Genomic DNA, 22,366 nt, shown 5'->3' on the forward strand with positions numbered 1-22,366 from the left:
AAATGCTTTGTAAATAGCTAAATTTTTATTATTCAAATTCAAGTGATATTGATGGGGGAAAAGATGGCACAGACGGCTCAGATTCAGAAGCAGCGTATGGGAAAAAGGGAATCACTGATTCACAGCAAATCCGGTTTTGCAGTATTGATTGCCGCTTTAATCATCGTAATGGTTGTTTCGGTTGGGATTGCTGTATCCATTGGACAGGTGAGCATTCCGCTTGCCGAGTCTTATCGTATTCTGTTGTACAAATTAACCGGATTTCAATTCGGCTCTACGCCGATTGAGGCGGGGTCCTTTACGGATATCATCTGGCAGATTCGCTTTCCGCGTGTACTGATGGCCATGTTTATCGGTGCCGGGTTAGCTTTATGTGGTGCAGTTATGCAGGCTGCCGTGCAGAATCCTCTTGCAGACCCGTATATACTGGGAATCTCCTCAGGAGCTTCACTCGGGGCTACGTTTGCCATTCTGATCGGATTCGGCGCGATTGGCTGGCTTGGTCAGACCGGGGTGGCCTTCTGGGCATTTGCCGGAGCGATGGGTGCGTCCTTGCTGGTCCTCGCTCTCGCAGGTATTCGGGGGAAAATGACATCGGTCAAGCTGGTGCTTGCCGGGATGGTCATTAATGCACTGTGCAGTGCCTTTTCGAACTTTATCATTTATTTTGCCAACAATGCCGAAGGCATCAAGACCGTAACATTCTGGACCATGGGCAGTCTTGCCTCATCAGGATGGAACAAGCTTCCGCTGATTAGCATCGTTGTGCTCGTAGCCATTTTGTTCTTCCTGTTGCAATCCCGGGTCCTTAATACGATGCTGCTGGGTGACGAAGCCGCGGTTACGCTAGGGATTAATCTCAGTGTATATCGCAGGTTGTATATGCTGTTAACGGCTCTCGTCACCGGCGTAATGGTGGCAAGCTGCGGCATGATCGGTTTTGTTGGATTGATTATTCCGCATATTGTGAGAGGGCTGGTTGGATCTGACCATCGTAAAGTCATGCCAGTATCCGTACTATTCGGTGCCATCTTCCTGATCTGGACGGATGTTATTGCACGATCACTGATTTCCAGCGTTGAATTGCCAATCGGGATCATTACAGCGATGATTGGTGCGCCGATGTTTATGTATATGTTAGTCAAAAAAGGCTACGGTTTTGGAGGAAAATAAACATGAAACTGAATGTAGAAAATGTATCCATATCGGTGCTGAACACGAATATTATCCGGGACATTTCTTTACAGGTAAAGGGCAAGCAATTCGTAGGCCTGATTGGCCCGAACGGTTGTGGCAAATCAACGCTGCTCAAGAGCATCTATAAAGTGATCAAACCACAGCAAGGCAAAGTATTTCTCGATGATACGGACATTTTGAAATCCAGTCCCAAGGTCGTGTCCCGGCATATGGGCGTTGTGGGTCAGTTTAACGAATTGAGCTTTGATTTTACTGTGCGTGAAATGGTCATGATGGGTCGCACTCCTCACAAGAAGCTGCTGGAGACGGATAATGAACGGGATTATGAAATCGTGGAACAGGCGCTGGAAAAGGTACATCTGACCGGACATGCGGACCGCAATTACGTGTCCCTGTCCGGCGGGGAGAAGCAGCGTGTGGTCCTCGCCCGAGTGCTGGCGCAGCAGCCCGAATTTCTGATATTGGACGAGCCTACCAATCATCTGGATATCAAATATCAGCTTCAGATCCTCAACATTGTGCGGAGTCTGGATATCGGCATATTGGCTGCGCTTCATGATCTCGAACTCGCTGCAGCGTATTGTGATTACCTCTATGTTGTGAAGCAGGGACAGATTGTGGTTCATGGCAAACCCGCCGATATCTTGACCCGTGAAATGATTGGTGAAGTATTCGACGTGGAATGTGAAATCTATGAAAATCCGGTTACCGGTGGCTTGGGTATTGCCTATTTGAGTACACGGTGAGACAAGGACTGTCTTAGCTGAAACTCACACATGTTCTCTCATTATCTCTTCCACTATAACTCCGGTTGCACAGGCAATTATGGACTAAGTAGCAAAAGAAGAACTGTCTTTAAGCGGAATATATGCTTAAATGACAGTTCTTTTTGTTCTAGAGTCAAGGGTCACATGTCAAGTGTATTCAGATGCCATGTATCATTTTTTTGGAGGTGGGGCTACTCCTTCTAATCCGATGTTCCCATCGCTTTATATGTTCCTAACTGGGCAATGCGGGTTAATTGAAGAGCCATATGATGAGGTGAGTTTACCTTACTGTCAGCAAGCCATTTGTGAATAATTCCAATGGTGGAAAAGCTGATATGATCCAGCAAAATATCGAGAGGCACTTCTTTTTGCTCCATACCTAATTGGGATATCCGATCCAAAAACATCTCTCTAATCACTTCATTCAACCGGTTGTTGAAATTCCCGGCAGGATTAATGAGTACCATCACCCGATAGAATTCTTCATGCTCCAATATATGCTCGAACAATGCTGCAAAAATGGGATCTGGCTCGTTAAATGAAGGTAGACTCCCAAGGTGGGAATTCCGTTCCGCCAGTAACTGTCCAAGCAGTTGAAATTTCTCATTCGCCATGCTATCCAATAAATCATCCTTGTCCAGAAAGTGGGCGTAAAAGGTAGATCGATTGATATTCGCTTGCTCGGCGATGTCCACGACACTAATTTCGGTGTAGGCTTTCTGTGGCAGAATTTTCAGGAGAGCTTTGGAAATCATCACACGGGTCCGTAAAATTCTTCGATCCACTCCACGGGATTCATTCACTTCTCATCACCTCGAAAACAACGGATTGTTCAACTTTGTTGAGCCTTCAAATGGTTTGGGAATGTAGATGTATAAGACATTTCGCAACACATCGGTCAAATGCGTTGTTTAACCGTCAGATTCTGGCTAATTGATCGTTGATATCCAACGGATAATAGCTATCATAATAAATAAAACATACCAAATCAATCGGAAAAATAAAATATAAAAAATAGGAATGAGGACATACCTATGGAACTGTTTTGGTTTATTCCCACGCACGGGGATGGCAGGTATCTTGGAACAAAAGAAGGAGCTCGGGCAGTCAGTTATCATTACTGCAAGCAGGTGGCACAAGCTGCGGATGAACTTGGATATGCCGGTGTTTTGTTACCTACGGGAAAGTCGTGTGAAGATGCCTGGATTGTTGCTTCATCGCTGATTTCTTCCACGGACAGGCTTAAGTTTCTTGTCGCGGCGCGTCCAGGTCTGATGATGCCAACCACAGCTGCACGTATGGCCGCAACACTGGATCGTTTCTCCAAAGGAAGACTGCTGATCAATGTGGTGGCTGGTGGAGATCCAATTGAGCTTGAAGGAGAAGGGCTGTTCCTGGACCACGATGAGCGCTATGCGTTAGCCGATGAATTTCTGACCATTTGGCGGAAGGAATTGGAGGGAGAGGCGGTTGACTATGAAGGTAAATATCTGAAGGTTAAGGGTGGTTCCGTCCTGTATCCGACCATCCAAAAGCCACATCCACCACTCTATTTTGGAGGTTCCTCGGAAGCCGCAATGGAAGTGGCAGCGGATCATGTCGATGTGTATTTAACGTGGGGTGAGCCTCCGAGTCAGGTGCAAGCCAAAATTCATCAAATGCGGGAACTGGCTGCAAAGAAAGGAAGAAGCATTCGTTTTGGCATACGTATGCATGTTATTGTGCGTCCGACAGCAGACGAAGCATGGAAGGCCGCTAATGAGCTGATCTCCCACCTGGATGAGGAGACGATAGCCGCTGCCCAGAAGATCTATGCTCGCATGGATTCCATAGGACAGCAGAGAATGGCCAAGCTGCATAATGGTGATCGTTCCAACCTAGAGATTAGCCCCAATCTGTGGGCGGGTATCGGCTTGGTTAGGGGTGGTGCCGGAACCGCACTTGTCGGTGATCCCGATCAGGTCGCAGCCAGAATCAGAGAGTATGAAGAGCTGGGGATCGAGACCTTCATTTTATCAGGTTATCCGCATCTGGAAGAATGTTATCGTACCGCGGAGCTGTTATTTCCAAAGCTTCAGTACTCGCAACATGGAGAAAGCAGCGATTCCTTTGTTGGTCCATTTGGAGAAATCATTGCCAATAACAACATTCCGGATCACATGGTCAAATCGGAAGTTTCCTCCAAGTCCTAATTTCATAACGGATTGCAGATTAAGGCAAAAAAAAGACACCTGAAGGCATTCGCATTCGGGTGTCTATTTCATTTACTGTATCTTGGAGTCAATTGGACGCGAGTGTCCATCCTGGATGACCTCCTGGAACAGTTCCTTGGATTCCATGGGCCACGTACCTTGCTTCAGGAGTGCTTCCAAATCACCTATGGTTACTGGGCGTGCGTGCCGTTTGAGCACGTAACCGAGTTGCCCGTTTGGTTCCATCGTGGCCGTTTCCAGATCGGCAATACTTGTAATCCCTTTCTCCCGCAACTGCATCTCCAATTGGTCCACGGAGAAGCGCATGCGTTTCAAATTCGGCAGATTCAACTTCCCATCTTCCACAACAACCTTCGATTTTCCGCTCATCAGTTTTTCAAACCAATTAAACTTCAATTGTAACTGTTCAACAATCAGAAGTGTGAGGATAAATACCGCCGCTGACCCGATCGCTTTACCTAACTCATGATTCGCAATTGGCTGCACGATCGTTGTTCCGATCGAGATAATAATGACCGTTGTGGCTACACTCATTTGCGAGATAGATTTACGTCCAGCAATCCGCAGTAGAAACATACCAATCAGTACAAGCAAGATGGATTTCCATATCCAGTCCATTGGTTGTATTCCTTTCTGTACCAAATCATGTGTCGTATTTCTTAGCCTGTTCCTGATCTGGTTGAAATATACAATTGTTTAGGACAAGAGATGTGGATAAGGAAAATAGTCCCGACATTATAAGGACCATTATACTACATCCTAAAATAAGGAAATGACCGATATTATTATGGAGAGCTTTCTTCTAAAAAATGAGGAGTGATACAACGTACAATGTATACAAACATGTTACAAAAGCATCTTTCCCAAGGAGATATGGAAGGCGTTGTTAAACAAATAGCATATATTGGTGAAAAAAAGGATATAACTCAATTCGCTTTCTTGATTGAACTCCTGAAATCTACGGACAACGCCATACTACGCAACACAATTGCTATCGCTTTATCTGACATTGGAGATGATCGAGCAGTCGAACCGTTAATTGAAGTCATCACAGACTCCAAGACATCAGGAAGCAGAGGCACATTGCTATACGCTCTTGAAAACCTGAATTACATAGTACATATTGAGAACATTATTCCATTTATCGGTGATTCCAGTCTGGAAGTGAGCGCGCAGTCATTCATGTTGCTGGAGCAAATGATGGATAAGTTATCTGATTTACAAAACCTTAGGTGTCAAACAATTATTGAAATGCAAATCTCACATAACCAAAGCAAGCTTCTGGAAGTAGCATTAGACATGTTGAAGAAATGGAGGTATCAAGTGCAGGGATAAGATAAACACGCTTCTTTCATTCTCACCTCCCTATCGTTTACAATAAGGAATTGAATGCAGCAAACGAAGGAGCGGGTCATATTGGCAAAGCAGAAATACTATGTCGTCTGGGCAGGAAAGCAGCCTGGCGTATACAGCACATGGGCGGAATGCAAAGCACAAACGGATCATTTTACCGGAGCAAAATATAAATCGTATGAATCGAAAGCCGCCGCCGAAGAGGCATATCGTGCAGGATGGAAAGGAAACTGGGGTACGGGTGCCAGTGGTTCAGGCGCTTCTTCGAAGACGAAGTCTGGCAGTAGCAGAAGAAGTGCGGGCATGGAGACCTCCGCAGAAATTGACTATGACAGCATCTCGGTTGATGTTGGTACGCGTGGGAATCCAGGGCCGGTGGAATATAAAGGCGTAGATACCCGCACGGGTGAGATAATTTTCTCCGTTGGGCCAATCTCCAAAGGTACGAATAATCTGGGTGAATTTCTGGCAATCGTACATGCCTTGGCGTATCTCAAAAAAGAGGGCAGTAGTAAGACGGTTTATACGGACTCTGTCAATGCGATGAAATGGTTGAAGCAAAAAGCGGTGTCCACCACGCTCGCAAGGGATGCTTCCACCGAAGAGATCTGGCTGATGATTGACCGTGCAGAGCAGTGGCTGCGGACGAATACGTACAGCAATAAAGTGCTAAAATGGCAGACCAAGCAGTGGGGCGAAATCAAGGCAGATTACGGTCGAAAATAGCCCTATTTCTCTACAATTTCTATATTATTAATTTTCTATGAGAAACGATGTTTACAATTTCCAGTTTCCATTCTATAATCAGTTCATTATGATAAGTTACACATATGAAGGAGCCTGTCATCAGCGGGCTCTTTTATATTTATGGACCTTAAAATCCATAAAATCTTGAAAGAGTATACTTTGCAGGAGGCAGACATGAGTTCCATTTATAGAAGTGAAGAAGGCAAGAGCAGCATACTTGAGGAATACGAAGCGTATGTTGAGCAATTGGGCGAAGGTTTTACACGAGAGTACGTCGAGACACGTTTTGGACAAACGCATGTTTTATTATCAGGTCCAGAAGACGGTAAGCCGCTATTTATTCTCCAGGGCGGAAATTGTGTGAATCCGATGACGTTGTCATGGTTCTCTTCTCTTTTCAAAGATTACCGGATTATCGCGCCGGATACGATCGGTCATCCAGGCTACAGTGAAGAAACACGAATTTCGGCAAGGTTTGATAGTTTGGCTTTGTGGATTTCTGATTTGCTGGATCACTACAAGATCGAAAAAAGTGCGTTTATCGGTCCTTCCTTTGGAGGCGGAATTATCCTAAGACTGGCAACTTACATTCCGGACCGAATTGCATGTTCTGTTCTGGTAGCACCCGCTGGACTGGCCGTAGGATCCAAAATTAAAATGGCTCAGGATATCGTGTTGCCACTCGTAACGTACAAAATGACTTCTTCTCCAACTTCTTTGCAAAAGATCGCGGATATCATGTCATGCAGTTGTATGAAAGAAATAGATAAAAATATAATCGGGAAAATCTTCAAATACGTCAGTCTGGAGCAGGATATGCCCAAGCTTACGGAGCAGGACGAATTGGTGAATTATACATCGCCAACTCTGCTGCTGGTGGGAGAAAAGGATGTCTTTTTCCCGGCAGATAAGGTCATTGAAAGAGCTCAGAAGATTATTCCGAATGTCAAAGCAATCAAATACGACACAGGTCATTTTCCTTCTCAAGACGTGTTGAAGCAGATGAACCAAGAAATTCAGCAATTTTTACAGAAGAATTATTAAATATAGAAATTTTTTAATATTTCCGCATGGTTGTGATTCAAATTGCATCATTTGGTTTATATACATGGTTGGCGATGAAACGCCTGTCTGGTTGGACCAAATGATGCAACATGCGGCAAGTCTTCCGATCGACAAGGTTGAAAAGAGGGTCTGTTATGAAAAAGGACAATTGCAAAATGGCATTGCAACGCAATGTAATTTTAAATGATACATATCAGGTAAGACATCTCATGGCTAGCAGTGAGCTGGCTATTGTATATGCAGGAAGAGATCGGAATACAGGTGCAAAAGTAGCAATCAAGGAGTTTTTCCCCCAGAGGCTTGCAGCACGTCAGGCTGACAAACGGGGAGTGTTCTGTTCTTCACGAGGTTTCAGTGGTCAGTATCAGGAACTTCTTGCTGCATTTTTGGTAGAAGGAGAGCTGTTATCGACGTTGAATCATCCTCATATTGTGTCGTATGTGGATCATTTCGAAGAAAATGACACAGGGTATCTTGTAATGGAATATTGTACAGGGGTAACCTTAACCGAATATCTGATTGAGCGAAATCATGCGCTGGACGCGGTATTTATTACGGAGACATTGCTTCCGCTGGTAGATACACTGGACTATATTCATAAACAGGGAATTCTTCATCGTGATGTGAAGCCATCCAATATTATGGTGATGGAAGACGGTACGCCCAAACTACTGGACTTCGGTTCAGCAGCTCGTTGGCCTGTACAATCCGGGGAAAAACAGGCGATCTTTACATCGGCCGGGTATTCGCCGCTTGAGTTCTACTCGGAGAAGTCCAGTCAGGGACCGATGTCAGACATATATAGCCTGGCAGCGTTGCTTCATTATTGGACATGCGGGCAGCCCCCTATGGATGTTAAACAGCGACTGTTCCGCGATGAATTGCCATCTGTGCGTTCTCATAATGAGTATGTGAACCGGTGGCTCGCACGCGTTATTCACTGGGGATTATCAGTTCGTTCCGAGCAACGTTGTGCGTCCCTCGCATGGGTTAAGAGATCACTTCAAGTACAGGCCTGGATGTGGAAAATACGCAAACCTGGCACGGTAGAATGGGCTTTAGCTGAAAATGAACATACGCAAGTCTATGAAGCAGAGCCGAAGAAACAGCATGAGACGGCTTAATTGTAGCCTTGTCTTATACATATAGTTGTAACAAATAAGTCAGTTTGGTCCTTTTACGGATCGAACTGGCTTTTTTTTGTGTTTTTTTAACCTAAAAGAAAAATTATTTCTTTTTTTAATTTATTTCTGGAAGAATACTTCATTCTAACTCCAGGGTCTGCATATACTCCATTGGAAAGATGGAGTAATTAGCCAGGAAATCTGACGTAAGCGCCGGCTCCCGTCTTATACCAAACTGAGGGGGAATGTTGTGTGACCACCAACAGAAAGGGCTTCACCGTATCTTTGCTGCTAGTCGTTATGATGTCTATGCTGCTTGCCGCCTGCGGAGGAAATGACAATACGGCTGGTACGCCGAGTCCGGGAAGCTCTGGGGAGACGGGTACGGAAGCTGGAAAGCCGGTGACGCTGGAGTTTTGGACGATTGCTTTACAGCCAACGTTCAACGATTACTTCAATGAATTGATTGCCAAGTATGAGAGCAGTCATCCTGGCGTGAAAGTCGAGTGGAAGGACTATCCATATGATGCCATTTCACAGCGTTTATTGACCAGTACGGCCAGTGGCAAAAGCCCTGATGTGGTGAACCTCAATACCGAATTCGCCAGTCAATTGGGAAGTAAGGGAGCGCTGCTGAATTTGAATGAATACCTGACAGATGAGGAAGCGAAGAGTTACTTTGAAGGTATTTATAATTCTACTGTTTTGGATGGCAAAGCTTACGCGCTTCCTTGGTACACAGGTACCGAAGTGCTGTTCATGAATACCAAGCTTGTGAAGGAGGCAGGCCTTGATCCGGCAAATCCGCCGCAGACCCGAGAGGAACTTGTGGAGTGGGCCCGTCAGGTCCATGAAAAGACCGGAGTGGCCGGTTATGCGCAGCAGCTTATTTCCAAGTTATTTCCAATCGACGGCATTCCGATTCTAAATGAGGACAAAACGGCCGCCGCTTTCAATACGCCGGAGGCAGAGGCGATGATCGCTCAAATGCGTGATCTGATGGCCGAAGGCGTGGTGCTGAAGGAGGATGCGGAATTCAGCAAGCAGATCCAGTATTTTTCCGGGCAGCAGGTCGCTTTCCAGTTGTCGGGTCCAACCTTTATCAACTTCATCAAGAAGTCTGCACCGGATGTTTACAAAAATACGATTGCTGTAACGCTCCCAACGGGCAAAGCGAACCTACGGCTCTCCAATTCCATGGATCTCGTTGTGCCACAGAAATCCAAAAACCCCGAGCAAGCGGTGGAATTTGCCGCCTTTATTACCAATGCAGAGAATCAGACTGCCTTCTCCAAGGTAGCCAACACGCTGCCGTCGAGCAAAGCCTCCATTGAAGATCCGTTCTTTACGCAATCCGACGGATCGCTGGAAGCCGAAGCCAAGGTAGCCTCCTCTCAAAGTCTCGATAAAGCCACTGATTACATGGTCGGCGTACCGAATGCAGGAGATATCAACTCCGCATTGGCACGGGGCTTGCAGGAAATTTTGATGAACGGAGCAGATATTAAAGAAACGCTGAACGCAGTGGAGCAGGAAGTTAACCAAATTCTTAACCAGGATTCCTGAACTTATGCGATACAGTCTAATGAGGGGGAGTACTCCCCCTCGATCCTAGAAGAGAGGAGGCGTAGCCGTGTACAAGGCGATTCGATCCGAATCTTTTGCTGCATGGGCGTTTATGGCACCGGGATTGTTGTTTCTGGCGGTTTTCACCTTTTGGCCGATTATTTACGGGATACCCCTCTCATTAACCGATTATTCTGTCATTACGGAGACACATTTCGTTGGTTTGGATAACTTTACCCGGGCCTTTCAAGATCACAATTTCCTGATTTCGCTGTGGAATTCGCTGGTGTATGTGCTGGTTGTGCCGGTGATTCAAATCATCTCTATCCTCATGGCCATTCTGGTTAACAGCCGAATTCCAGGTGTCAAAATGTTCAGGGCTGCCTACTACATACCGGTTGTAACTTCCATGGTCGCGGTGGCACTGATCTGGAGCTGGCTGTTGGGCAATAACGGCGTGGTCAATTACCTGCTGCTGAAGGTTGGCATTCTTAGTGAGCAGGTCTCCTGGCTTTCCACGAGCAGTACGGCGCTGTATGTGCTGATGTTCATCACCATGTGGAAGGGTCTCGGCTATTATATGATGCTCTATCTGGCTGGGCTTCAGGGAATTCCGGCAGATCTATACGAAGCCGCCAGAGTGGATGGAGCAGGACCACTGAGACTGATTATTCATGTGACGCTTCCGTTGCTGCGGCCGCATATTCTCTTTTGCACCGTAATTTCGGTGATGGGTGCCGTTCGTGTATTCGATGAGGTCTATATTCTCACCAAGGGCGGGCCGGGAACGTCCACGCTGACCTCAAGCGTTTATATTTTTCAAAAAGGGCTGGAGCAATTCAATTTCGGGTATGCCTCGGCGCTTGGGCTGATCGTCAGTGTGATGGTAGCAGCGCTCAGTGTGTTGGTGTTCCGGCTGAACCGGAGAGGCGGGGTGAATACCTATTGATTCGGCGTACGCTTTCGTCTAAAAAAATGAAAAAAGCCCTTCGTCATTTGATCATTTATGTACTGTTGATTTTGCTCGCCCTGTTTATGATGGGTCCTTTTCTGTGGCTGCTCAGCGTATCGCTGATGCCTGGTCGTAATGTGTTTGCGAATCCACCAGCAATTCTACCAACCTTCATCGCTTTCGATAACTACGTGCAGGTGTGGGAGTTCATGGATTTTCCACGCTACATCATAAATACGGTGGTGATTACGCTCCTTGGGGTAGTGTTTAACATCTTCTTGTCCTGCCTAACGGCGTATCCACTCGCGACCTTTCGGTTCAGGGGACGTAATCTGGTGTTCACGCTGCTGATCTCGACCATGATTATTCCTTCGGCAACGGCGATGATTGTGCATTATTTAACGATTCAGGCCTTTCACTTGGGCAATACGTTTCTTGGTGTTGTGCTTCCGGCCGCGGTGTCGGTTTTTAACATCTTTCTGATGCGGCAAACGTTTCTGGGCATACCGACGGATATTCGGGATTCTGGCAAAATGGATGGAGCTTCCGAGTTCCGTATCTTCGTGCAGCTTGTCATGCCATTGGTTAAACCAGGTATTGCCGTCATTGGCTTGCTTGAAGTCATGGCATTCTGGAACAATTTCCTGTGGCCGATTGTCGTGCTGGATGATCCGCAGAAATATCCATTGGCTGCGGCCCTGACGTATCTGAACGGTCAGTTCTCGTATAACTTCGGCTGGATTGCCGCCGGCACCATGATCTCGGTGCTGCCGATTATCATCGTGTTCCTTTTCACCCAAAAATACTATATGGAAGGCATCGCCGGAGCAATTAAAGGATAAAAAAACACAGAAAGGGTGAACGCATTCATGCCGAAGCAGTATAAGTTAACCTTTGTTTCGTTAGATGAACGGCCTTGCAATTATGAGTTTCCTTATTTGTTGGCACAGGGAACGGAATTCAAAGTTGAGCGTCCGCCACTTGAAATCATGGGCCTGAAAAAGCGTCCGGGCGATGTGGAACAGTTATGGACATGGTTTGAGGAGAGCTGTGCAGGGGCAGATGGAGCAATCGTTGCCTTGGATACGTTGCTCTACGGCGGGATTATTCCTTCCCGGCTGCATCATTTGAAGCCGGATGAACTGACGGCCCGTCTGGAGCGCCTTCGGGGGATCAAGCAGCGGTACCCGCAGCTAACCCTGTATGCGTTTCAACTGATTATGCGCTGCCCGCAATATTCCCTGTCCGATGAGGAGCCGGATTATTATGCCGACTGGGGAAGAGAGATTTTTCGCAAAGGTTTCATCAGCCATCGGATGGAGCTGGGGATTGCGACGGATGAGGAGATCTGCGAGCTGGCCGATATCGATAACCGTCTACCAATGGAAGTGCTGGAAGATTACCTGGGACGCAGGGCCATAAATATTGAAGCTAACAAGCAAGTGCTGGCTCTGGTCCAGGAAGGAATTATCGACTTCATGATTGTGCCGCAGGATGATTCGGCGCCTTATGGACATACAGCCAAGGATCAGGAGAAAGTGCGAGCCCGGATTACCGCCCTGGATCTGGAACTTAAAGTCTACATGTATCCTGGTGCGGACGAAGTTGGTTGCGTACTGCTCTCCAGAATGATGAACAAGGCTCGCGGCCGGATGCCGTTGGTGTACCCACGATTATCATCTGTTCAGGGGGCGTTTGTTACTCCGCTATTCGAGGATCGATTTTTCTATGAGACGCTGAAATATCAGATTTTGGCTGCAGGTGGGTTAATTGCATCCAGTGAGACTGAAGCAGATCTGGTGCTGTTGATTAGCACACCTGGAGAGACGATGGCGGAAGCGGTGTCGCAGCAGCATTCTTTTTACAGCTATGATGTATACCGAAACCTGATGGAACTGGTGGAATATGGACACTTTCTGCTCAGGAGCAAGAACAAGCCGGTGGCTGTAGCGGATGTGGGATATGCCAATGGTGGGGATCAGAAGCTGGTCAAGATGCTGCGGCAAAAAGACATGTTATTTGATCTGGCTGGATATGCCGCCTGGAATACCAGCTCCAACTCGCTAGGAACCGTCATTTCGCAGGCCATGATCTATCTGCTCTATGGTCGTACACAATCGCATCTTGATTTCCTCGCTCTCCGCTATGCTGAGGATGTCTGCTATTGTTCAGTCGTTCGGGGAGAACTTAGCAATGGCCCGGTGCAGGAGATGGGATATGGCAAGTACTTGCTCGATGGGTCTCGTGGCCTTGTTGCTGCCCGAGTAGAGGAAAGGTTGCGACAAGAGCTTACTGTGCGGATCGATACTACAGCAGGGAGTATCCAGATTACCGATTGTTATATGCCATGGAACCGGATGTTCGAAGTGGGCCTGTCTGTACGATTCGTACCATCCAACCCAGGTAAGGAAAGCAGAATATAAGAGAGAGGGTGGAAACCCTGACAAAGGTAGTGCTGGAGAAACTGCATTTGGGGCTAATTGTTTCCTGCCAGGCGCTGGCTGACGAACCGCTGCATGGCGCGGCGATGATGGCTCGTATGGCAGCTGCTGCGGAGGAAGGAGGGGCCGCGGGTATTCGGGCGAATGGGGCAGCAGATGTACGTGCGATCAAGCAGACCGTCTCATTGCCGGTTATTGGCATCGTGAAGCGCAATTACCCGGATTCTGCTGTATATATCACCCCAACTCTCAGAGAAATTGACGAGCTGCTAGAGGCCGGAGCGGATATCATTGCATTTGATGCGACCCGCCAGAGCAGGCCGAAAAATCATACATTGGAGCAAATCACCGCCTATCTGAACGCAAATGGGGTAGTTTCCATGGCAGACATCTCCATTCTGGAGGAAGCTTTATATGCTGAGTTACTTGGAGTCAGCTGTGTTTCGACTACACTATCGGGTTATACACCGTATTCCCGGCAGCAGGAAGGGCCTAATTTGGAGCTGCTGGGAATGTCCGCACAGCGGTTGAAGATTCCGGTCATTGCCGAAGGGCGGATTAGTAAACCTTTTCAGGTAGAAGAAGCGCTTGATCTGGGGGCATACGCGGTTGTGGTGGGCTCCGCAATAACTCGGCCACAGCTAATTACCCGACAGTTCGCAGCAGTGACCAGAAAAAAGCGAGGATGAAGAGTAATGGAGATGAATGACCGAATTAATACGTATTATCCTTCCATGACCAAGTCGGAGCAGAAGGTGGCCAGGTGCGTACGGGACAATCCGGATAATATAATCTATTTTTCTGTGACTGAGCTGGCTGATTTTGCTGGTACCGGAGAGACCACGGTGATGAGATTCTGCCGTAAAATCGGGTTTAAAGGCTATCAGGATTTCAAGCTGATGCTGGCCCAGGGGCTGCCGAAACGGCAGAACCAGCCAGACGGCGAGCAGGGAGAGGACGATTACGCCGACCATTTATATGCCTCGATGGTGGGTGTGCTGCAATCCAGCTTGGGTATGCTGGATCGTAGCCAGTTGGAGCAGGCAGTAAAGTGTCTGGACAGTGCACGACATGTGCAATTCTTCGGCGTGGGCTCGTCAGGCATTACCGCTATGGATGCCAAGAACCGTTTTCTGCGTATCGGCCGACGTGCGGAAGCGAATTCCGACAGTCATATTCAGTCCATGATGGCGGTAACGATGGGAGAAGGTGACGTGGCTTTTGGCATCAGTGTGTCCGGCAGTACGCTGGATACCAACGATATGCTGATGAAGGCTAAACAAAACGGGGCTAAGGTGATTGCCATGACGAACTATGCCAAATCCCCCATTGCTTCTATTGCGGATATCTTGCTCTTGACCGCGGGGAAGGAGTCTCCCCTTGAAGGCGGTTCTGTAGGAGCTAAAATCTCTCAGCTGTTTATTATCGACTTGCTCTGCCAGGGACTGGAGCGCGAGCATGGCGAAGAGACTAAAAAGATGAAGGAATTAACGGCCAGGGCGGTTATCGACCGTATTTATTGAAGGGCTTGTGTGAATAGGGGGAAAGCGAATGCCGCAGGTCATTGGCGTAGATGTAGGTGGCACAGGCATTAAAGGGCTTGTAGTCAATGAAGCAGGAGTCGTTCTGGTGGAAGCTACATGTGCAACCGAGGCCCGGTTGGGCCGGAAGGCTATACTTGGCCAGCTGTGCGGGTTAGTAAGTGAACTGTTGTCTAGATGTGAAGAAGTGAAGGCACTGGGGATTGCCTCGGCAGGAAGGGTGAATGTGGAGACGGGTGAAGTGATCCACGCAACGAATAATTTACCTGGCTGGCAGGGAATGCCACTGACACAGTGGGCAACAGCGGAATTTGGCCTGCCTTCAACTGCTGATAACGACGCCAATGCTGCACTGCTCGGCGAGGCGTGGCTTGGCACCGGCCGCGGTAAGCAGAACCTGGTTATGCTGACACTCGGAACTGGGGTCGGTGGGGCCAATATGGCAGTTGGCAGGATGTTACGGGGAGTAGACTGGCGCGGTGGGGACTGGGGGCACAGTGTGCTGGTGCCTGACGGTCGGCCTTGCAATTGTGGCAAACGTGGCTGCGTGGAGCAATACATTTCCGGTAGTGCACTGATGCGGCTGGCGCGGGAACAGAAGGGCAACACGTATACTCACGGCCGAGAGATTATGACCGCTGCAAGACAGGGAGAAGCAATAGCGTTGTACATTCTAGAGCGTTACATATCTGATTTGGCCTCGGTTATTGCGAATATATCTGCCTCGATAGATCCGGAATTGATTATTCTTGGTGGCGGTGTGACCCATGATCAGGCTATATGGTGGCCGATGCTTACCGCTAAGTTGTCCAGTGTCGGATTGGCAGACCGGGTTGCAGTGGCTGAATTCGGTAACTGGGCAGGCTGTTTCGGGGCGGCGCAGCTGGCCTTGGAACATCTGCGTAAGGACGGCGTTGGCTGGTCTGAAGGCAGTGACAGGGAGGAGACAAAGCATGGGGATTGAGCAGGAGAAACACAGTGATATCGTCATTATTGGCGGTGGTCTTGGCGGGACTGCAGCTGCGCTGGCTGCAGCCAAGGCAGGGCAACGGGTACTTTTGACGGAAGAGACGGACTGGCTTGGCGGTCAATTGACCTCACAGGCAGTACCGCCAGATGAGCACCGCTGGATTGAACAATCTGGCAGTACAGCTTCGTACCGTGAGTTCCGCAGCCGGGTCAGAGATTACTACAGACGGAACTACCCGCTTACGGATGTCGCCAAGAGCGATCCTGTTCTTAACCCCGGTAATGGCTGGGTGAGCCGCTTGGCGCATGAGCCGAAGGTCGCGCTTGCTGTTTTGCATGAGATGCTTGCGCCTTACGTGAACACCGGTCGGATCGAGGTGCTCTATCATACCGTGCCAGTACATGTAGATACAGCAGGTGACCGGGTGACTGGCGTGACTGTGCGTGAAGAACGAAATGGGGGATTAATTAAGCTCCAGGGTGCCTATTATCTGGATGCTACAGAATGCGGTGATCTGCTTCCCCTTGCGGGAGTAGAGTATGTAAGTGGAGCGGAATCTCGGCGGGATACGGTTGAGCCACATGCCCTGGATGAAGCGAACCCGCTAGACATGCAGTCGATTACCCATGTGGCGGCAGTGGATTATGTGCCGGGAGGAGACTTCACGATCCCTCGTCCGAGGGATTATGATTACTGGCGTCAGTATGTTCCCTCGTTCTCACAGTATCCGATCCTGAGCTGGTACGCTTCGGATGCTAATGATACCTCCAAGCTGAAAGAGTTCACGATGTTCCCGAATGATCAGGGCATAACCCCCCTGTGGGATTATCGGCGGATCGTTGACCCAGCTATATGGTCAGAGTCACTGAATGATGGTGAAGTCACGCTGCTCAACTGGGCACTGAACGATTATTACGCCGGGCCGATCATTGGCGTATCGCCGGAGGAACGTGAGCGGCATCTGGAAGCGGCGAGGCAGCTAACCCTTTCCTTGGTATACTGGCTTCAGACAGCAGCTCCCCGCCTGGACGGCGGAAAGGGTTATCCGGGCGTAAGGCTGCGTGGAGATGTGCTCGGTACGGAAGACGGTCTCGCAAAAGCGCCGTATATTCGGGAATCACGGCGAATCCGAGGCGTATATACCATTAGCGAGCAGGATGTGAGCAAGGCATTGCGCGGAGCAGAGGGAGCCAAACGTTACGAGGACAGTGTGGGGGTCGGCAGTTATCATCTGGATCTCCATCCAACAACCGTGAGTCAGCGGACTTTTTATATACCGAACCATCCCTATGAGATTCCGCTGGGTGCACTCATCCCGGTGCGAGTCAAGAACTTGCTCCCAGCTTGCAAAAATATCTCCATGACCCAGATTGCGAACGGTTGTTACCGTCTGCATCCCACCGAATGGAATATTGGCGAGGCTGCGGGCACCCTTGCTGCTTATGCGATTGCACAGCAAGTAGAGCCCTCAGAGGTGAGGGCTTCGGCGAAGCATCTTCATGCCTATCAGGCACAGCTGATTCGGCAGGGTGTTCAGCTTCATTGGACAGAAGTGGAGCTGGCAGGGGAGTGTTAGACAGATTTTTATGAGAACGTTGCTATCTTCAGAACACATAAGCACTCGAGATACCCAAGGGATAAAAAAAATGATTCCTGTTCTGAACAGGAATCATTTTCTATAAGTCGATTAACTCTCTTTGTGCATCTGTTTTTACAATAGTGTCATTGCAGATGATCGTTCTCATCAACACTGCAATGATTATCCCATGGTCTGCTGTGGGTCTTTCTTTTGTCCTACATAGATATTAGTACTTGGTTTGATGGCTTTGTATCGAATTTCAATCTCCGTGACTCCATCTTCAAACGTAATATACAACTTTTCATTATACTCCAAAGCTTCTGTATGTCTGGGTTTCACTGGTGTTCGTCCCCGATCGACTGTGCAGTTCGTATCATGCCGTACCAATAACGTTTCCTTTTTACCAGCCTCCAGCCAGATTCGTCCTGACTCCGGTACCTTAACCCCAATGTCCATACGATCAAATAGTTCACTGAGACTTACTTTTCGTCGCTCCAATGAAGTCAGTGGCCAATTCGTCACGGGAATATCTTCTCCGTTTGCAGTGGCCAAGAAATATCCTTCCAGCCTTCCGCGGAATACAGGTTTTGGTTTCAGCACAAACCAATACAGGGCGAAGATACCCCCGGCTGCGAGGAGACCGAGTCCCGTATATAGAAGTATCTTTTCACGTAAAGAATGAATTTTCAACTGGATGTCTGCGGTTACACTCGCGCCTTCAGAATCCGTGGCGGTCACCGTAATGGATGAACTACCGGTGTGGAGCGAAGACCAACGCAGTATATTACCTTCAATGACAGCGTCTCCGAGTTTGCGCTCACTCCCACCTTCTGCGAGGGCGAGAGGTTTATGTTTCATGAGGGCAATTGGGTCAATGCGATTGGAGGTAAGCAGGACTATCGCCTGATCGAATATGAGGATGCATCGGGGTATGTACTCATCGGCCCTGACAGGATAACGTACGAGTATGACGAGAAAGGGCGTTTGAGCAGCGTTGCGGACCGGTCAGGGAACCGGACGCGACTGGAGTATAACGATAACGGTATTAGCCGTCTGATTGCACCCGGCGGAAAGACTGTCTTGATGGAGTGCCGGGATGGTTTGTTAATACGGATGACCGACAATATTGGCAGATCCGTGATTTATGAATATGACGGCGACCTCCTCATGCAGGTAACCTATCCCAACCAGGGGAACATTCAATATACGTATTCGGAGCAAGGCTATCTTGAGAGCATAACGGACCAGAACGGAAATACCTATGTGACTAACATCTATGATGCAGCTGGCAGAGTAATCCGGCAAAGGGATGCTTACGATCAAATGACCGATATCCATTATAATGATGCTGATTCTGAAACGACATTTACTTTCCATGCGACGAATGTCGTGGAGACGTATCGCTATAATACAGATTACCTTGTAACCGATATCGTCTATCAGGATGGGACACGGGAATCCTTCGAGTATGATACGTATCAATTCAAGTGTGCACATACGGATACAGGTGGCCGGACTACTCGCTGGGAATATGACATCCATGGGCAATTGCTTACGGAGATTGCAGCGGATGGTACACAGCATAGCCAAGTCTATGATGAACAACTCAACCGCATCTCCGTATCGGTCAATAACATCGTGGAAAAGACATATGCCTATGACACGTTCGGACGTGTGCTGGAAGAGATACAAGCGATCGATGCCGAGCGTCGGGCGGTCACTGCCTATACCTATGATGTACAGGGTAGGACTCTCACCCGTCAGGATGCGCTTGGTCATGTAACCACATATGCCTATGAAGTTGTTCATTCGAATTCACCATCGTATGTCAGAGATGCTGAAGGCCAAGAATACCGTTACGCATTCGACGATGTGGCTCGGGTTATCCGTATAACGACGGCGTATGGATCAGTTGAATTTGAGTATAACCATCTCAATAAAAGAACCCGGATTGTGGATGCCGAAGGCAATACCACGCTGATGTTCTACGACAAGATGGGCAACATGATCAAGCAGGTGCAGCCGAATGATTACGTGGAACGAATCGATAACGGTAAAGGAACGGAGTATCGCTATGATGCATTGGATCATCTGATCCGGATCACCGATCCGCTTCATCAAACCCGAAGGTACCACTATGACATGTATGACCATGTACTGAAAGATGTGGAGCCGAACCAATATGATCCGGTACTGGATGATGGTCAAGGCACGGAGCATGTATATGATCATCGCGGCAACCGCATTCAGACCATACTACCCGATGGAGGGATTCATCGATTTAAATATGATGCCGCCGGTAATCTCGTGAAGTCCATCGGTCCAGAGCAATACGATCTGAAGACGGATGATGGACCGGGAACAGAATACGACTATGATGCCATGGATCGTCTGGTTCAGGTGACCAATGCAGAAGGGCATATCGAACGGCGTTACGCATATGATGCAGCCGGGCGGGTCGTCAAAGAAATGGACGGCAAAGCGGTGGACAGTGGTGACCAAGATGCCGAACGGTTCGGCACGTTGTATGGATACAATACGGCAGGATGGTTAATCGAAAAGCGGGAACCTGTTCAGGAAGGGATTTCCTCTGAAAGTGAGTCGAAGGTTAACGGGCACGTATTGTACCGCTTGTCCCGTTACGAATATGACCTTGCCGGCAACCTGGTGAAGGAAGAGCGAACGTCGGAATTCGTGACACGGGAGGGATATCCGGCGACGTATCACGGTATTACGTACGCTTATGATCGTAATCACCGCGTGACTCGCATCACGGACGACACGGGAGCAGACATTCGATATACATACGATTGTCTGAATCAGCGGACTTCCGAACGTTACAAGCTGAGTGAAGGCAAGGAGCGGCACATCCGCTACGAATATGACAAAGCGGGCAGGCTATTGCGCCAGCTAGACGTGCTTGACGGGGAAGACCTGCGTGATGAGCGCCAGGGAACGGTCACCGCAGAGACCAAATATGGGTATGATCGTAACGGGAACATGACCTACATCCGTTCGCCCGAAGGGTACGAAACGGAGATTAGCTATGATAGCACTGATCGGATCGTACAGATCAGCCGCCGGGAGCATGCGGGTGCGAAAGCCAGTTCCATGTACCTGAAGTACGACCGTAGCGGCAACGTGACAGAAGAAACGGATACGCTGGGGCATAGGATACAGTATGCATACGATGTTCGGAATCGGCCAATCCGTTTTGTGGGCAAGGGCGGCAGAGTCAACCGTCTTTTCTACAATCCCGAAGGGAAAGTGGCGAAAAAAGTGTCCCCTGGCCTGTACGATGCAGCCCGTGACGATGGGGCAGGAATGGAATACACGTATGACGTGCTGAACCGTCTGACCGAAATCCGCAATCCGTTGGGCGAGATCATTCAGCAGCATGCTTTTAACCGGTACGGGGAGCAGGAAGCCGTGACGGAATACGGCGTCGAAACGAGGTATGCCTATACGTTGGCTGGCCAAGTGCGTCAAGTGTGGGGCAATGGCCCAAATCGTATCTCAGTCTTGCGACAGGAATACGAGTACGATGCCGCAGGGCATGTCGTAGGGATTCGGGATGGAGAAGGGCGGATGACGCGCCGTACACTGGACGGATGGGGCAACATTACGGCACTGACACGGCCGGACGGCACAACGGAGCACTATGACTATGACGTGGCGGGTAATCTGACTCGTTCTACGGATGCGAAGGGACATGCGACTCAGTATGCGTATAATTCCCTTGGTGAAGTGTCCGCGATTACAGGTCCAGACGGCTTGCCAATTACGTATCAGTATGACCGGGAAGGCCGCCTGGCCCGGCAGCAGGACCGGAACCAGCGAGTACTGGACATGGTCTACAATTTCAATGACCAACTCGTTCGCAGACGGGAGTTGTCCAGCGGTGAGGAAGAAACATACACCTACCGCGAAGACGGCCAGCTGATCTCGTCCGCGAATAACGAGGTGCGTTATGACTACGACTATAACGAAGACGGTTTGCTAACGGCCAAATATCTGAGCCGAATGGATGGCCTGACGAAACAGGCGAAGGACACGGCTCTGCGTCCAGTGCTGCGCTACGAATATGATGCAGAAGGCCAAACGGTGGCTCGCACGGATGCTGGCGGAACGCGCGTCGAATACGCATATGATCCGGTGGGGCGGGTTGTTGCCATCCGGCAAGGTGAGAAAGATCTGGCTCAGTACACTTATGCAGCGGGCAACCGAATCGCGTCCATGCTATACGGCAACGGTGTGCAGACCGCATATGAATACACGCCGGATGGACAGGTATCGCGGCTCCACACCCGCGCAGCGGATGGAACAGTATTGCTCGACAACCGATATGCGTATGACCAAAGCGGGAATACGGTTGGCTGTTATGGAACGGAAGATCGCGCAGAGTATCGTTACGATGCACTGGATCGACTGGTGGAAGCCCGGTATGCTGGATACGGTACGGAGCAATTCGCCTATGACGCCGCAGGCAACCGAGTCTCCCGTGTCTGGAACGGACAACGGACAAGTTACACTTACGATACAAGGAACCGCCTGCTCAGCCTGATTGAAGAAGCGTTGCGGGAAGAGCATGGGGAGCAAGGTGTAACGACCGATGAGAGGGCGAACGGGAAAAACATACGCTATACTTATGATGCCCAAGGCAATTTGATTCAGGAGCATCAAGGGGAGCAGGCGATAAACTATGCCTATGATGCATTCAACCGGACGATTCACGTGGAGCAAGCCGATGGCGGTGTGTTACAGCACGGCTACGACCCGGAAGGCTTGCGAAGCAGGCTGGATACGAATGGAACTGTACGTCACTTCGTGCATGACGGCTGGCATGTCGTC

At 49.0% G+C, this 22,366-nt stretch carries 19 protein-coding genes; 16 read left to right on the plus strand and 3 right to left on the minus strand.

Annotated features, from left to right (window positions below; all coding sequences use genetic code 11):
- Positions 1-96: 96 nt before the first annotated feature.
- Entirely contained in the window at positions 97-1,173 is a 1,077-nt protein-coding gene (locus tag CS562_RS31490; protein WP_218642250.1) for a FecCD family ABC transporter permease, read from the plus strand.
- Positions 1,174-1,175: 2 nt separating this feature from the next.
- On the plus strand, positions 1,176-1,943 hold the full coding sequence (locus tag CS562_RS31495) for an ABC transporter ATP-binding protein (RefSeq protein WP_099859293.1): 768 nt from the start codon (positions 1,176-1,178) through the stop codon (positions 1,941-1,943).
- A gap of 221 nt (positions 1,944-2,164) precedes the next feature.
- Here CS562_RS31495 and CS562_RS31500 read toward each other — a convergent pair whose 3' ends face one another.
- A complete protein-coding gene (locus CS562_RS31500) occupies positions 2,165-2,767 on the minus strand; it encodes a TetR/AcrR family transcriptional regulator (RefSeq protein ID WP_099859294.1) in 603 nt (200 codons plus the stop codon).
- Between the two features lie 231 nt (positions 2,768-2,998).
- On the opposite strand from CS562_RS31500, the gene ssuD reads away from it, so the two are divergent.
- Positions 2,999-4,156 carry an FMNH2-dependent alkanesulfonate monooxygenase gene (gene ssuD, locus CS562_RS31505; protein WP_099859295.1) on the plus strand — a complete coding sequence of 386 codons (1,158 nt, stop codon included), beginning with the start codon at positions 2,999-3,001 and terminating at the stop codon, positions 4,154-4,156.
- Positions 4,157-4,228: 72 nt separating this feature from the next.
- On the opposite strand, the gene CS562_RS31510 is transcribed toward ssuD, so the two are convergent.
- Positions 4,229-4,795: a DUF421 domain-containing protein gene (locus tag CS562_RS31510; protein WP_099859296.1), complete on the minus strand. Its 567-nt coding sequence runs from the start codon at positions 4,793-4,795 to the stop codon at positions 4,229-4,231.
- Positions 4,796-5,008: 213 nt separating this feature from the next.
- Here CS562_RS31510 and CS562_RS31515 point away from each other — a divergent pair, with 213 nt between their 5' ends.
- From CS562_RS31515 to CS562_RS31570, 12 genes are all read left to right on the plus strand, one after another.
- Positions 5,009-5,512, plus strand: a complete 504-nt coding sequence (locus tag CS562_RS31515; protein WP_076288016.1) for a HEAT repeat domain-containing protein — start codon at positions 5,009-5,011, stop codon at positions 5,510-5,512.
- 81 nt (positions 5,513-5,593) lie between these two features.
- Positions 5,594-6,256 carry a ribonuclease H gene (rnhA, locus tag CS562_RS31520; RefSeq protein WP_090953546.1) on the plus strand — a complete coding sequence of 221 codons (663 nt, stop codon included), beginning with the start codon at positions 5,594-5,596 and terminating at the stop codon, positions 6,254-6,256.
- A 195-nt stretch (positions 6,257-6,451) separates the two neighbouring features.
- Positions 6,452-7,321, plus strand: a complete 870-nt coding sequence (locus CS562_RS31525; RefSeq protein WP_099859297.1) for an alpha/beta fold hydrolase — start codon at positions 6,452-6,454, stop codon at positions 7,319-7,321.
- Positions 7,322-7,476: 155 nt separating this feature from the next.
- A complete protein-coding gene (locus CS562_RS31530; protein WP_099859298.1) occupies positions 7,477-8,466 on the plus strand; it encodes a serine/threonine protein kinase in 990 nt (329 codons plus the stop codon).
- Positions 8,467-8,718: 252 nt separating this feature from the next.
- Positions 8,719-10,032 carry an ABC transporter substrate-binding protein gene (locus CS562_RS31535; protein WP_257219668.1) on the plus strand — a complete coding sequence of 438 codons (1,314 nt, stop codon included), beginning with the start codon at positions 8,719-8,721 and terminating at the stop codon, positions 10,030-10,032.
- A 67-nt stretch (positions 10,033-10,099) separates the two neighbouring features.
- Entirely contained in the window at positions 10,100-10,981 is an 882-nt protein-coding gene (locus CS562_RS31540; RefSeq protein ID WP_099859299.1) for a carbohydrate ABC transporter permease, read from the plus strand.
- 26 nt (positions 10,982-11,007) lie between these two features.
- Positions 11,008-11,826: a carbohydrate ABC transporter permease gene (locus tag CS562_RS31545; RefSeq protein ID WP_076288293.1), complete on the plus strand. Its 819-nt coding sequence runs from the start codon at positions 11,008-11,010 to the stop codon at positions 11,824-11,826.
- A gap of 27 nt (positions 11,827-11,853) precedes the next feature.
- Complete coding sequence (locus CS562_RS31550; RefSeq protein WP_099859300.1) at positions 11,854-13,407, plus strand: DUF4127 family protein; 1,554 nt, start codon at positions 11,854-11,856, stop codon at positions 13,405-13,407.
- Positions 13,408-13,424: 17 nt separating this feature from the next.
- On the plus strand, positions 13,425-14,114 hold the full coding sequence (locus tag CS562_RS31555) for an N-acetylmannosamine-6-phosphate 2-epimerase (RefSeq protein ID WP_257219669.1): 690 nt from the start codon (positions 13,425-13,427) through the stop codon (positions 14,112-14,114).
- Between the two features lie 6 nt (positions 14,115-14,120).
- Positions 14,121-14,948 (plus strand): MurR/RpiR family transcriptional regulator, encoded by an 828-nt coding sequence (locus tag CS562_RS31560; protein WP_076288021.1) that lies wholly within the window; start codon positions 14,121-14,123, stop codon positions 14,946-14,948.
- A gap of 28 nt (positions 14,949-14,976) precedes the next feature.
- The gene (locus CS562_RS31565) at positions 14,977-15,930 is read left to right on the plus strand and encodes an ROK family protein (RefSeq protein ID WP_099859301.1); all 954 of its coding nucleotides are present in this window, start codon (positions 14,977-14,979) and stop codon (positions 15,928-15,930) included.
- Complete coding sequence (locus CS562_RS31570) at positions 15,920-17,512, plus strand: FAD-dependent oxidoreductase (RefSeq protein WP_099859302.1); 1,593 nt, start codon at positions 15,920-15,922, stop codon at positions 17,510-17,512. The genes CS562_RS31565 and CS562_RS31570 overlap by 11 nt, the downstream gene beginning before the upstream one ends.
- A 183-nt stretch (positions 17,513-17,695) precedes the next feature.
- Here the strand turns inward: CS562_RS31570 and CS562_RS31575 are convergent, their stop codons facing one another.
- On the minus strand, positions 17,696-18,373 hold the full coding sequence (locus CS562_RS31575) for a hypothetical protein (protein WP_125477350.1): 678 nt from the start codon (positions 18,371-18,373) through the stop codon (positions 17,696-17,698).
- Here CS562_RS31575 and CS562_RS31580 point away from each other — a divergent pair.
- Positions 18,365-22,366: RHS repeat domain-containing protein (locus CS562_RS31580; RefSeq protein ID WP_099859304.1), on the plus strand; the 4,002-nt coding region annotated here is incomplete at its 3' end. The genes CS562_RS31575 and CS562_RS31580 overlap by 9 nt on opposite strands.

It is taken from the genome of Paenibacillus sp. LK1 (assembly GCF_002750415.1).
Classification (GTDB): domain Bacteria; phylum Bacillota; class Bacilli; order Paenibacillales; family Paenibacillaceae; genus Paenibacillus; species Paenibacillus taichungensis.

Bases quoted from the DNA above. Each gene is read 5' to 3' on its own strand.
- CS562_RS31560 (WP_076288021.1), top strand. From the start codon at position 14,121: ATGGAGATGAATGACCGAATTAATACGTATTATCCTTCCATGACCAAG.
- CS562_RS31570 (WP_099859302.1), top strand. From the start codon at position 15,920: ATGGGGATTGAGCAGGAGAAACACAGTGATATCGTCATTATTGGCGGT.
- CS562_RS31575 (WP_125477350.1), bottom strand. From the start codon at position 18,373: ATGAAACATAAACCTCTCGCCCTCGCAGAAGGTGGGAGTGAGCGCAAA.
- CS562_RS31495 (WP_099859293.1), top strand. From the start codon at position 1,176: ATGAAACTGAATGTAGAAAATGTATCCATATCGGTGCTGAACACGAAT.
- CS562_RS31545 (WP_076288293.1), top strand. From the start codon at position 11,008: ATGAAAAAAGCCCTTCGTCATTTGATCATTTATGTACTGTTGATTTTG.
- CS562_RS31490 (WP_218642250.1), top strand. From the start codon at position 97: ATGGGAAAAAGGGAATCACTGATTCACAGCAAATCCGGTTTTGCAGTA.
- CS562_RS31565 (WP_099859301.1), top strand. From the start codon at position 14,977: ATGCCGCAGGTCATTGGCGTAGATGTAGGTGGCACAGGCATTAAAGGG.
- ssuD (WP_099859295.1), top strand. From the start codon at position 2,999: ATGGAACTGTTTTGGTTTATTCCCACGCACGGGGATGGCAGGTATCTT.
- CS562_RS31550 (WP_099859300.1), top strand. From the start codon at position 11,854: ATGCCGAAGCAGTATAAGTTAACCTTTGTTTCGTTAGATGAACGGCCT.
- CS562_RS31515 (WP_076288016.1), top strand. From the start codon at position 5,009: ATGTATACAAACATGTTACAAAAGCATCTTTCCCAAGGAGATATGGAA.
- CS562_RS31530 (WP_099859298.1), top strand. From the start codon at position 7,477: ATGAAAAAGGACAATTGCAAAATGGCATTGCAACGCAATGTAATTTTA.
- CS562_RS31510 (WP_099859296.1), bottom strand. From the start codon at position 4,795: ATGGACTGGATATGGAAATCCATCTTGCTTGTACTGATTGGTATGTTT.
- CS562_RS31525 (WP_099859297.1), top strand. From the start codon at position 6,452: ATGAGTTCCATTTATAGAAGTGAAGAAGGCAAGAGCAGCATACTTGAG.